Here is a 13,229-nt window from a genome sequence, read left to right on the forward strand (position 1 = left end):
GTAACATGATTGCAAAAAAAAGCCTCTTAGTTTTATTTAAGAGGCTTTTAAAATGGAAATTTATTTATTTTCTATCCATAGTCGTGCATTTACAAAGGCCTCTAACCAAGGTGTTACTTCGTCTTTTCTTCCTTTAGGGTAATTTGCCCAATTCCATTGGAAAGTTGAGCGCTCAATATGTGGCATCGTAACTAAATGACGACCTGTTTTGTCGCACATCATGGCCGTATTATAATCTGAACCATTTGGGTTATGTGGATATTCTGCATAACCATATTTGCCTACAATGTTATATTGATCTTCGGAATATGGTAATTTAAATTTTCCTTCACCATGAGAAATCCAAACGCCTAAAGTTGTTCCAGCTAGGGTAGAAAGCATCACCGAATTATTTTCTTGAATTTTTACTGAAGTGAATGCGCTTTCGTGTTTTTGGGAATTATTATGATGCATTTTCCCGTGGATTTCATGTTCCGGATTTATTTCTTCTAATTCCATAAATAACTGGCATCCGTTACAAATTCCAACAGAAAGTGTGTCTTCTCTTTTGAAGAAATCTTGAATTGCTTTATTGGCTTTTTCGTTATATTTTATAGCGCCTGCCCAACCTTTAGCAGATCCTAATACATCGGAATTTGAGAAACCACCAACAGCTCCTAAAAACTGAATATCTTCTAAAGTTTCGCGACCAGAAATTAAATCGGTCATGTGTACATCTTTCACATCGAAACCAGCTAAATACATGGCATTTGCCATTTCACGTTCAGAATTACTTCCTTTTTCACGAAGTATAGCTGCTTTTGGTCTGTTAGCATTTACCTTGGGCAGTTTTCCTGTAAAATGCTTTGGAAAAGTATACTCTAAAGGTTGATTTTTATAGTTATTGTATCTGGCTTCTGCCAAACCGTTGGCTGTTTGTTTTTGGTCTAATAAGAAAGATGTTTTATACCAAACATCGCGTAAATTTGATATATTTAAATTGAAAGTCTCTTCATAATTCTTGATATTTAATGCATTACTTTCTGTAACAGAACCTATGTTGAAAAATTCAATTTGAGCTTCAGATAAAACAGATTCAATAGAAGCATCTTTCGACTGAATTATTATACCAGCATTTTCTGAAAATAATACTTTTAAAGCATCACTTTCACCTAACGCACTAAGATCTATATTGGCACCTAAATTAGTATCGGCAAAACATAATTCCAATAGTGTAGTAATTAATCCGCCTGAAGCAACATCGTGCCCTGCGATAACTTGTTCATCTTTAATTAATTCCTGAATGGTATTAAAAACGGTTTTAACATAACCTGCATCTTTAACCGTAGGCGTATCGTTTCCTATTTTATTTAAAATTTGAGCAAACGAGCTTCCGCCCAGTTTAAATGTGTCTTGAGAAATGTTTATATAATAAATTTGCCCGCCATTTTTTTGAAAAACAGGCTCAACAACTTTCGAAATATCGTTACAGTTACCAGCAGCCGAAATAATTACAGTACCCGGAGAAATAACATCTTCGTTCGGGTATTTTTGTTTCATAGATAAAGAATCTTTACCTGTAGGCACGTTAATCCCTAAAGATATAGCAAACTCAGAAACGGCTTCAACGGCTTCATACAAACGCGCATCTTCACCTTCATTTTTACAAGGCCACATCCAGTTTGCAGATAAAGAAACCGATTTTAATCCGTCTTTTAAAGGTGCCCAAATAATATTTGTTAACGATTCTGTAATGGCATTTCTACTTCCTGCTGCAGGATTAATTAATCCGGAGATAGGCGCGTGGCCAACAGAGGTTGCAATACCTTCTTTTCCTTTAAAATCTAGTGCCATAACACCTACATTATTTAAAGGTAATTGTAACGGTCCTGCACATTGTTGTTTGGCAACTTTACCACCAACGCAACGATCTACTTTATTTGTTAACCAGTCTTTACATGCTACGGCTTCTAATTGCAACACTTGGTTTAAATAATCGTTAAAATTTAATGGGTTATAAGTTACTTCACTATATTTTCTGTTCACAGAATTATCGGTCATGATGGTTTTTGGCGAACTACCAAACATATCTTCCATGGCTAAATCCATAGGTTTATGGCCGTTTGTTTTAGATTCGAAAGTAAACCTGTCATCTCCAGTAACATCACCAACGGTGTACATTGGCGAACGTTCACGCTCTGCAATACGTTTTAGTGTGTCTATATGTTTTTCTGCAATAACTAATCCCATACGTTCCTGAGATTCGTTACCAATAATTTCTTTATCTGAAAGCGTTGGGTCTCCAACAGGAAGGGCATCTAAATCTATTTTTCCACCGGTATCTTCTACAAGTTCAGATAGACAGTTTAGGTGTCCGCCCGCACCATGATCGTGAATAGAAACAATGAAATTTTCGTCACTTTCTACCATGCCTCGAACAGCGTTAGCTGCACGTTTTTGCATTTCTGGATTAGAACGTTGTACCGCATTTAACTCGATGCCTGAAGCAAAAGCACCAGTATCTGCCGATGATACCGCAGCACCACCCATACCAATTCGGTAGTTTTCACCACCCAAAATAACTATTTTATCACCTGGTTTAGGGGTGTCTTTTAATGCTTGATCTTTTTTGCCATAACCAATACCACCAGCTTGCATAATGACTTTATCGAAACCAAGAATACGTGCATCTTCTTCATGTTCGAAGGTTAATACAGACCCACAAATAAGTGGTTGACCAAATTTGTTGCCAAAATCGGATGCACCATTACTGGCTTTTATTAAAATATCCATAGGCGTTTGGTATAACCATGGACGCTCTTTAACACCGTTTTCCCATGGTCTGTTTTCTTCTAAACGCGAATAAGATGTCATGTAAACCGCTGTTCCTGCTAATGGTAACGAGCCTTTTCCACCAGCTAACCTGTCGCGAATTTCGCCCCCAGATCCAGTAGCAGCACCGTTAAAAGGCTCTACAGTTGAAGGGAAGTTATGTGTTTCTGCTTTTAGCGATATTACAGATTCAAAATCTTTTACCGTGTAGTAATCTGGTACATCCGCGCGTTGCGGTGCAAACTGTTCTACAACAGGACCTTCAATAAAAGCAACGTTATCTTTATATGCTGAAACGATGGAATTTGGATTTGTTTCCGAAGTTTTTCTAATTAATTTAAAAAGAGAAGTCGGTTTTTCTACACCATCAATTATAAAAGTACCATTAAATATTTTATGGCGGCAGTGTTCGCTGTTTACTTGCGAAAATCCGAAAACTTCAGAATCGGTTAATGGTCTGCCTATTTTTTTAGAAACGTTTTCTAAATAACTCACCTCTTCATCACTTAAAGATAAGCCTTCTTGCTCATTGTAAGCCGCAATGTCTTCTATGTTAAGAATGGGTTCTGGTTTAATATTTATGGTGAACGACTCTTGATTTAATCCGTTGTATTTCTCTGAAATCATAGGATCGTAATTTTTGAAATCTTCAGAAACGGCTTGAAATTCTTCAATTCTAATGATATCTGAAATGCCCATATTCTGAGTGATTTCAACAGCATTGGTACTCCAAGGTGTTATCATGGCAGCGCGAGGGCCAACAAAAAAAGCATCTAATGATGCCTGTTCTATTTTAGGTTGATTGCCAAATAACCATACTAATTTAGTAATAGTTTCGGTAGATAATTCTTTTGTTGTTTGTACAGCGAATACTTTGCTGGTTACGTTTCCAAAGAAATGAATCATTAGGTCTTGTTTTGTATATGTTATAGAAAGTGCAAATTTACTTTTTTTCGGCGTAATTTTAACTAATTAATGATATGAAAATTAAGAGTTATTCACGAGTTTTAAACATAAAAAAAGCGACTTTTTAAATCGCTTTATATTAAATTCTTGTAATGTGTTATTTTTTTCTTTCTAGTAAAGCCATATAAAATCCGTCGTAACCAGATTTGTGCGACAATACTTTTTTATCTTCTACGAAAGTAAATTCTTTTCCAGCTTCCGATGTTAAGAAAACATCAATTTGTTTTTGGTTTTCGGAGGGCAAAACAGAACAAGTTGCATAAACTAATTTACCTCCTGGTTTAACCATTTTCGAGTATTGTTGTAAAATCTCTTGTTGAGTAACTTTAATTTTTTCAATAAATTCTGGCTGTAATTTCCATTTAGCGTCGGGGTTACGTCTTAAAACACCCAATCCAGAACAAGGGGCGTCTATTAAAACACGATCTGCTTTATCATACAGTTTTTTAATAACTTTTGTAGAGTCAATGGTACGAGTTTCAATATTGTGAGCGCCATTTCTTTTAGCACGACGTTTTAGTTCATGAAGTTTGTTTTCATAAATATCCATCGCTATAATTTGGCCTTTGTTGTCCATCATCGATGCTAAGTGCAGCGTTTTGCCTCCTGCACCGGCACAAGTATCAACCACACGCATGCCTGGTTTTACATCTAAAAATTCGGCCACTAATTGCGAAGACGCATCTTGCACTTCGAAAAAACCATTTTTAAAAGCTTCGGTAGTAAAAACATTGGCACGTTCTTTTAATTTTAAAGCATTTGGGTAATTTTCAATAAAATCGCATTCAATATCTAAATCAAATAATTCTGCCTGAAGCTTTTCTTTAGTTGTTTTTAAAGTGTTTACTCTTAAAATAACATCGGCTTGCTCGTTAAGTGCAGCAATTTCTTTGGTCCAAACCGTATTTCCAAGTTCTTTTTCGCCAATTTCATCTAACCAGTCGGGAATAGATTCTTTAAACTTTCTTATTTTAGAAAGCTCATCGAAACGGCCTTTTATTTTTCTGGTTGGCGTATTTTCAAAGTATTTCCAATCGGGTAATTTAATGCCCTTTAAGGTAGCCCAAACGGCAAACATGCGCCAAATATTATCTCTGTCAAAAGGTTCTTTTACTTCGGCTATTTCGGCGTATAAACGTTTCCAACGAACAATATCGTAAGTGGTTTCGGCAACGAAAGCTCGATCTCGTGCGCCCCAGCGTTTGTCACGTTTTAGTAGTTGTTGTATAACTTTATCAGCGTAGTTGCCTTCGTTAAATATAAGTGTTAAGCCATCAATAACTGAAAAGCATAAATTTCTGTGTAATCGCATGTTTTATAAATAAGAGTGCAAAGTTACGTTAATTGCTACGAATACACGAATGTTTTTATAATTTGCATCAATACACTTATCTTTCGTTAAAATTTGTAATTATGAAAGTGATTTTTGCCGTTTTTAGTGCTTTAATTTTATTGGTTTCCTGTAAAAAGGAAATCCCTTTTGTGCCTAGAAATTTCGATAAGATTGAAATAGAACGCATTCTGGAAGACTCCATATTAAGTGTTAGAGCTATTGAAATTTTGAATGATAAAAGTTTAGCTTTCGCGGCTAATAATGGTGTTTTTGGGTTGTTTAATCCTAAAACAAAACTGTGGCAAACTTCTGTACAAAAATATGATAGTTTGAATTTGCAATTTAGAGCTGTTGGACACACTGCATCCGATTTTTTTATGCTAAGCATTGAATCGCCAGGTTTATTATTTAAAACAGGAGAAAATGGTAAAATGACTCTAGTTTATAAAGAAGTAGGTTTAGGTGTTTTTTATGATGCTTTAACGTTTTGGAATGATTCTGAAGGTATTGCTGTTGGCGACAGTGTTAATGGTTGTTTATCTATTATTATTACCCGAGATGGAGGTCAAACTTGGAATAAAATTTCGTGTGATAAATTACCTGAAGGTATAGTAGGGGAAGGCGCATTTGCAGCCAGTAACACAAATATTAAAGTCATAGGTAACAAAGCATGGATAGCAACAACTCATGGCAATATATATTACACTAGTGATAAAGGGGAAACTTGGGAGCGAATTAATACGCCCATTATTCAAAAGGAAGAAACCGAGGGTATTTATTCTATAGATTTTTATGATGAAAATGTTGGTTTTGCCATAGGTGGCGACTTTTCTAAACCCAATATGAATGTTGCTAATAAAATGAGAACTGTAGATGGCGGTAAAACCTGGGAGCTAGTAGCGAATAATGAAAACCCAGATTACAGAAGCTGTGTGCAGTTTTTACCAAACCGTATGGGTAACGAGTTGGTTGCTGTAGGGTTTAAAGGTGTCGATTTTACAAATGATTTTGGTAATACTTGGAAACATTTAAGTGATGAAAGTTTTTATACCATTCGATTTACTAATGATAGTACAGCTTATGCAGCCGGTGCTGGAGGTATTTCTAAATTAAGTTTTAAATAAAAAAAGAGCACCTGTTTGGTGCTCTTTTTTTTATTTTTTTCCTTCTCGCTTCATTTTCTTAAACTGCTCGAACAATTTCTTTTTAAAATCTTCTTCGGCGACTTTAAGTAAAATAATTTTTTTTGCTGAAATAACTTTTTGAAGTTTACTATTTAGTTTAGCTTCTTCATCATGAATTCTGTTTTCAGTTTTGGTCATTTTTTCTAGTAATTCCACAGCTCTTTCTTCTGAAAGATTATTGGCATTGTTTTTAATTTCACGACGTATATCACGAAGTTCTTCGTGTTTTAATTTTAAAGTTGCCTCTTCGTAGGCATTGTAGATAGGCCAAAACTGTTCGGCTTCGTTAGCCGTTAGCGCTAATCTTTCGGTGATAAAAGATACTTTTAAAGCTTTTATTTTATCTCTGCCTTCTGGTTGTTGTGCCAGGACATTAAGAGATAAAAACAATACTATAATAGGGAGTATAAATGTTTTCATAATTAACTTATTCTGTTGTTAAGTCTTCAATATCTAAATTATTTAATAAATAATTTTCTATGTTTTCTTCATTAAAATCTATTTGGATAAAATTTGATTCAATCAAATCTTCTTCTGGTAATAATGAAGCGATTTCGTATGAATCTAAAATATCTTCGGTAATCATGTAATTTTCAACCATTTCAAAATCTAAATTATTCCAATTATTACTTTTAGAATTAAAAGTTAAGGTAAAAAGTAACAGAACCGCAGCAGCAACTCCAGATATGTAAATGAGTTTTTTTCTATTAAATAGCGTAATAACTTTTCCTGTTTTTTCTTCTTTAACCTTACTTATAATGGCGTTTTCAAGGTTGCTTAAATAATTTTCAGGAATTTTAAAACCAGCATCATCAATGGTGTTTTTTAATTTGATTTCAGAAAAAAGTTGGTCTTCTAAAGTTTCAAAATAATTATCTGGAACTTTAAATCCTGAATGCTTTATGTTGTATGATTTTAAATCTTTCATATTATTAAGACTTCTTTTTTTTGTAAAGGTTTAATTTTTAGTTAGGTAAGCTTCAATTTTTTTTACTGCAATATGGTACGATGCTTTTAAAGCGCCTTCGCTAGTTTCTAAAATTTCGGACATGTCTTTAAATTTTAAATCTTCAAAATATTTCATATTAAAAACCAATTGTTGTTTTTGTGGTAATGTAGCAATGGCTTTTTGTAATTTTAGTTGAATGTCGTCTCCTTCGAAATAGGTGTCGGCAGTTAAATTTGCAATGGCTAAATTTTGAACTTCCTCGGTGGATATTTGTAATTTTTTAGCGTTTTTATTTAAAAAGGTTATCGATTCGTTGGTTGCTATTCTATACAACCACGAATACAACTTACTTTCACCTTTAAAATTATGAATGTTTTGATACACTTTTATAAACGTGTTTTGTAAAACATCGTCTGTATCGTCGTGCGACTTTACAATATTTCTAATATGCCAGTACAAGCGTTCTTTATAAAGTGTTATTAATACTTTAAATGCCTGTTCTTTATTTGTATTAGATTTTAATTGTTCTACTAATTGTAATTCGTCTATCACAAAAACACTTTAGTTGTTAGACTTATAAAATTACTAAAAGTTTAAAAGCTTTTATTTAATTTTTTGCGTAAAAAAAGGATAACCGTTTTAATGATTATCCTTTTTGGTTTAAGATAAGAAATTTTATATACTTTGCATTTCAACCAGTTTCTGGTAAATGCCTTTTTGTGCGATAAGCTCGTCATGTTTACCTTTTTCAACTATTTCACCTTTGTTTAAAACTACGATTTCGTCGGCTTTTTGTATGGTTGATAAACGATGCGCAATTACAATAGACGTTCTGTTTTTCATCATATTTTCCAGGGCTATTTGCACTAAACGTTCGCTTTCGGTGTCTAGTGCCGATGTGGCCTCGTCTAAAATCATAATAGGTGGACTTTTAAGAACGGCACGAGCAATACTTAAACGTTGTTTTTGTCCGCCAGAAAGTTTATTTCCAGAGTCTCCAATATTAGTTTCAATGCCATTAGGAAGCGTTTCAACAAATTCCCAAGCGTTTGCAACTTTTAAAGCCTCGATAACTTCTTCGTCTGTAGCGTCTTGTTTTCCTAATTTAAGGTTATTTTTTATGGTATCGTTAAACAATAAAGCTTCTTGAGTTACAATGCCTAATTGTTTTCTTAAAGAACTGGTTGTTAAATCTCTAATATCTATGCCGTCAATTAAAATTTCTCCTTTGTTTACGTCGTAAAAACGTGTAATTAAATTGGCTATGGTAGATTTACCACTGCCAGACTGTCCAACTAAAGCAACTGTTTTTCCTTTTGGAATGGTTAAAGAGAAATCTTTTAAAACATACTCATTTTCATATTTAAAAGATATGTTTTTGAATTCTATTTGAGAGGTAAAATCGGTTTTAGTAATGGCATTATCCTTATCTTTTAATGGATTAGGCGTATCGATTATTTCTTGAATACGTTCTGCTGCTGCGTTACCTTGCTTAATGTTGTAAAGCCCGCGTGAAATGGCTTTAGCGGGAACTAAAATGTTATATGCCAATCCTATATAAGCCATAAACGATGGGCCATCTAGGGATTTATCCACAAGAACTAATTGTCCCCCATACCAAAGTAACATTGAAATTACAATGATTCCTAAAATTTCGCTTGTTGGTGAAGCAAGATTTTGACGATTTAATAATTTATTTGAGAAATTATAAAATCGATTAGAGGAATCTATAAATTTTGTGTTGAATTTTTCTTCAGCATTAAACCCTTTTATAATTCTTAAACCAGTTAAAGTTTCTTCGAGTATAGATAAAATAGCTCCTTGTTCTTTTTGTACACGATCGGATTTTCTTTTTAAACTTTTTCCTATTCTTGAGATAATAATCCCTGATAGAGGAATAAAAACAAAAACAAAAATGGTTAGCTTAACACTTATAATAAGCATCATTATAATTGTAAAAATGATGCTTAATGGCTCTCTAAAAATAAGTTCTAGAACAGGAAGCATGGAGTATTGAAGTGTAGATACATCGTTTGTGACACGCGCCATGATGTCGCCTTTCTTTTGTTCTGAAAAAAACGACAAGGGTAATTCTACTGTTTTCTTATAAACGGCATTTCTTAAATCTCTAACGACACCATTTCTTAGAAATACCATAAAGTAGTAGGCTAGATAACTGAAAATATTTTTTAATAAGAATACAATAATTATGAAGCCAATAATAAAAATAAGTGCTTTCGATTTATCATCTTGAGCATACAAATTAATCTGGTATGCCATGTAATCTTTATAAAAATTATTAAGATGTCCAATGCCCTGATAAATGGGTTTTTCTACAACTTTAAACGTGTCTTGTTTGAAGAGAACATCTAACATTGGTATTAATGCAATAAAAGATAAAGCACCGAATAAAGCATAAAGAATATTCGATATTATGTGTCCTAAAGCATATCTTTTATAAGGTTTTGCGTATTTTAAAATATTTACAAACTGATTCATTAATTAAGAATTGTCTATTTATAAAACATGCTTTTATGGTAACCATAAAAGCATGTAGATTTTTTGCAAAGATAAGCGTTATTAAATTAATTTCATGTCTTTTAAAATCGTTTCGGCTTTTGTATCGAGTAAAGCTTCAACATTTTTAAAGTCTTCAACCGATTTTAATTCGGTATTAACACTTACATAGAATTTTATTTTTGGCTCAGTTCCACTAGGGCGTAAAGCGATTTGACTACCATCTTCTGTGTAATAAATAATTACGTTAGATTTTGGTACATCAATGGTTTTTTCTTCACCAGTTAATAAATATTTGGCAGTAGATGTTTCGTAATCTTCAATTTTTACAACTTTAGAACCGTTAATTACTTTTAAAGGGTTTTCGCGTGCATCAATCATCATTTGTGTGATTTCTTGAGCACCTTCAATACCTTTTTTAGTTAGAGATACTAATTTCTCTTTGTAACAACCGTGTTCTACATAAAGTTTTAACAATTCTTCGTAGAAAGAACTGCCATTGGCTTTGGCATGTGCAGCTATATCACAAGCCAGAAGGGTAGAGGTTACTGCATCTTTATCGCGAACAAAATCGCCCACCATATAACCAAAACTTTCTTCGCCACCACCAATAAAATCTAGTTCAGGGAAGTCTTTAATAAGTTTAGCAATCCATTTAAAGCCTGTTAAAACTATTTTACTCTCTACATTGTAAGCATCTGCAAGTTTATTAAGCATAGGTGTCGACACAATTGTAGATGCAATAAATTCTTTTCCTTTAATTTTTCCAGCAGCTTTCCATTGTTTTAAAAGGAAATCTGTCATCATTAACATGGTTTGGTTTCCGTTAAGAAGTTGTAATTCATTTTCAGAATTACGCACGGCAACGCCCAATCTGTCACAATCGGGATCGGTACCAATCACAATATCGGCGCCTACTTGGTCGGCTAATTCTAAAGCCATTTTTAAAGCAGCCGGTTCTTCTGGATTTGGAGATGCAACGGTTGGAAAATCGCCATTTGGTACTTCTTGTTCTTTTACAATATGAACATTTTTAAAACCAGCGCGTTTTAAAGTTTCTGGAACGGCAGTGATTGAGGTTCCGTGTAAGGAAGTAAAAACAATTTTAAAATTATCTTTTGCTTCTTGTGAGGCTGCGATGCTTCCGTTTTTAACAGATTCGTCAATAAATACGGTATCAACTTCTTCACCTATATATTTAATGAGGCTATTGTTAGCTTCAAATTTAATATCAGAATATTTTAAACTATCAATAACTTTAATAATTTCTCCATCTTGAGGCGGAACCAACTGGCCACCATCTTGCCAATACACTTTGTAACCATTGTATTCTGGCGGATTATGCGATGCTGTTAAAACAATACCACAATGGCAGTTTAAGTGTTTAACTGCAAACGATAATTCTGGAGTTGGACGCAAATCTTCAAATAAAAATACTTGAATACCATTAGCTGAAAAAACATCGGCAACTACTTTTGCTAAAGTTTTACTGTTGTGTCTGCAATCGTAAGCAATAACGGCTTTAGGTGTTTCACCCGGAAAGGCTTCTAATAAATAATTGCTTAAACCTTGAGTGCTTTTTCCTAATGTGTATTTGTTTATACGATTGGTACCAATGCCCATAACACCACGCATACCACCCGTACCAAATTCAAGATCTTTATAAAAGCTTTCCTGAATATCTTTTGGATTATGTGCAATGCTATTTTTTATGAAAGCTTGTGTTTCCTCATCAAAAGTTGGCGTTAACCAAGTATTTATTCTCTCTAGAATTTGTGGTTCAATGTGTATCATAGTTGTTAAAAAATATTTTCAAAAGTAATTAATAATGAATTTTTTAGTTGGTTTAATTTTGATTTAAAAATCCTTTTAAATTTATTAATTTAAGTTTAAGTTTTCTTTAATTGTATAACGTTTTTTTCCTTGTTTGGTTCGTAAAATTATTTCGCCTAAGAAACCAGCAACGAAAAATTGCGTACCTATAACCATGGTAGTTAAGGTTATATAAAATTCTGGTCTAAGGGTGATAAGTCTGCCTTTAGGATTAAAAAATAATTTATCGAGACCCAAGTACAAAACAAAACAAAAGGCAATAGTTATCATTATAAAACCAAGTGCGCCAAAAAGATGCATGGGGTTTTTACCAAAACGGGAAATAAACCAAATGGTAATTAAATCTAAAAAGCCATGAATAAAACGGTTCATGCCGAATTTGGTTTCGCCATATTTTCTAGCCTGGTGTTTTACTACTTTTTCAGAAATTTTAGTAAAACCAGCATTTTTTGCCAACACAGGAATGTAGCGATGCATTTCGCCATTAACATCAATTTGTTTTACCACCTCTAATCGATAGGCTTTTAAGCCGCAATTAAAATCATTGAGTTTAACACCCGATGTTCTTCGGGCTGCCCAATTAAATAATTTTGATGGTAAATTTTTTGAAATGATAGAATCGTAACGCTTTTTTTTCCAACCAGAAATTAAGTCGTATTGATCTTTAACTATTAGGTTGTAAAGCTCGGGTATTTCGTCTGGACTATCCTGTAAATCGGCATCCATGGTAATAACCACATCGCCTGACGCTTTTTCGAATCCAGCATGAAGGGCTTGAGATTTTCCGAAGTTTTTTAAAAAACGAATGCCCTTAACATGAGGGTTTTTTAATGATAATTGATTAATGGTTTTCCAAGAATCGTCTGTACTGCCATCATCAATAAAAATGATTTCATATGAAAAATGATTGGATTGCATAACACTAGCAATCCAATCATGTAATTCTGTTAAAGAGTCTTGTTCGTTAAGTAGTGGTATGACTACTGATATGTTCATTTAAAAGCTTTCAAAAAGGTTGATGCTTCAAAAATACAGAATTATTCTGCTTTTGGTTTATTTTTTTTCAATGCAGCAGCAACAATTAATCCAATAATGCTAAAAAACACCGTATAACCAGCCAATCCTTTTAAAATGTTTCCAATTGAATATTGGTTTTGAGATTCTATTTGTTCTACCGATTGCGCAATAACTTCGCTGGGCGTATTAAATCCTTTAAGCATTTCAACTGTTTTTTCGATTGTTTTTTCTTTTAAAACATTTGCGGCTTCCGTATCTATAAAATTGAATAATATATATGATACAAATGTGCTAATAACCAAACCTAAAACAACAGTAATAAAAAAAGCGGTAAACGCTTCCTTAAAAGAGGCATATCCGTCTTGTGCTTGTTTTGTTTTTCCTACCGAAATAATACCTAGTACGATAATGGCTATTAGCATGAATACACCATACCACATGTTTGTTAACAATTCTAGATCTACCGCATAGGCAACAACGGTTAGTAATGCTAGTAATCCACCTAAATAAAGTCCGAAATTAATAGCTATAGATTTTAAAGATTTTTCCATTTTTTTAGAATAAATTTGTTCATTGATTAGTTAGTATTCAAAGGTAAGGAAACGTTACAGATTTTTTG

10 protein-coding genes are annotated in these 13,229 nt (G+C 33.4%); 1 reads left to right on the plus strand and 9 read right to left on the minus strand.

Annotated features, from left to right (window positions below; genetic code table 11):
* Positions 1-60: 60 nt before the first annotated feature.
* Together purL and AW14_RS07110 are read right to left on the minus strand one after the other, a co-directional pair.
* Positions 61-3,717 carry a phosphoribosylformylglycinamidine synthase gene (purL, locus tag AW14_RS07105; RefSeq protein WP_044638186.1) on the minus strand — a complete coding sequence of 1,219 codons (3,657 nt, stop codon included), beginning with the start codon at positions 3,715-3,717 and terminating at the stop codon, positions 61-63.
* A gap of 157 nt (positions 3,718-3,874) precedes the next feature.
* Positions 3,875-5,089, minus strand: a complete 1,215-nt coding sequence (locus AW14_RS07110) for an RsmB/NOP family class I SAM-dependent RNA methyltransferase (protein WP_044638187.1) — start codon at positions 5,087-5,089, stop codon at positions 3,875-3,877.
* Positions 5,090-5,190: 101 nt separating this feature from the next.
* Between AW14_RS07110 and AW14_RS07115 the strand changes: the two genes are divergently transcribed.
* On the plus strand, positions 5,191-6,234 hold the full coding sequence (locus tag AW14_RS07115; protein ID WP_044638188.1) for a WD40/YVTN/BNR-like repeat-containing protein: 1,044 nt from the start codon (positions 5,191-5,193) through the stop codon (positions 6,232-6,234).
* Positions 6,235-6,264: 30 nt separating this feature from the next.
* Here the strand turns inward: AW14_RS07115 and AW14_RS07120 are convergent, their stop codons facing one another.
* From AW14_RS07120 to AW14_RS07150, 7 genes are all read right to left on the minus strand, one after another.
* A complete protein-coding gene (locus tag AW14_RS07120; protein WP_044638189.1) occupies positions 6,265-6,714 on the minus strand; it encodes a hypothetical protein in 450 nt (149 codons plus the stop codon).
* Between the two features lie 7 nt (positions 6,715-6,721).
* Positions 6,722-7,222 carry a hypothetical protein gene (locus AW14_RS07125; RefSeq protein ID WP_044638190.1) on the minus strand — a complete coding sequence of 167 codons (501 nt, stop codon included), beginning with the start codon at positions 7,220-7,222 and terminating at the stop codon, positions 6,722-6,724.
* Between the two features lie 30 nt (positions 7,223-7,252).
* Positions 7,253-7,795, minus strand: a complete 543-nt coding sequence (locus tag AW14_RS07130; protein WP_044638191.1) for an RNA polymerase sigma factor — start codon at positions 7,793-7,795, stop codon at positions 7,253-7,255.
* Between the two features lie 123 nt (positions 7,796-7,918).
* Entirely contained in the window at positions 7,919-9,742 is a 1,824-nt protein-coding gene (locus AW14_RS07135) for an ABC transporter ATP-binding protein (RefSeq protein ID WP_044638192.1), read from the minus strand.
* An 81-nt stretch (positions 9,743-9,823) separates the two neighbouring features.
* Positions 9,824-11,554 carry a phospho-sugar mutase gene (locus AW14_RS07140; protein WP_179944502.1) on the minus strand — a complete coding sequence of 577 codons (1,731 nt, stop codon included), beginning with the start codon at positions 11,552-11,554 and terminating at the stop codon, positions 9,824-9,826.
* A gap of 84 nt (positions 11,555-11,638) precedes the next feature.
* Positions 11,639-12,589 (minus strand): glycosyltransferase family 2 protein, encoded by a 951-nt coding sequence (locus AW14_RS07145; protein WP_044638193.1) that lies wholly within the window; start codon positions 12,587-12,589, stop codon positions 11,639-11,641.
* A 41-nt stretch (positions 12,590-12,630) separates the two neighbouring features.
* Entirely contained in the window at positions 12,631-13,161 is a 531-nt protein-coding gene (locus AW14_RS07150; protein WP_044638194.1) for a DUF4199 domain-containing protein, read from the minus strand.
* Positions 13,162-13,229: the final 68 nt, after the last annotated feature.

This window comes from Siansivirga zeaxanthinifaciens CC-SAMT-1 (assembly GCF_000941055.1).
GTDB lineage: Bacteria > Bacteroidota > Bacteroidia > Flavobacteriales > Flavobacteriaceae > Siansivirga > Siansivirga zeaxanthinifaciens.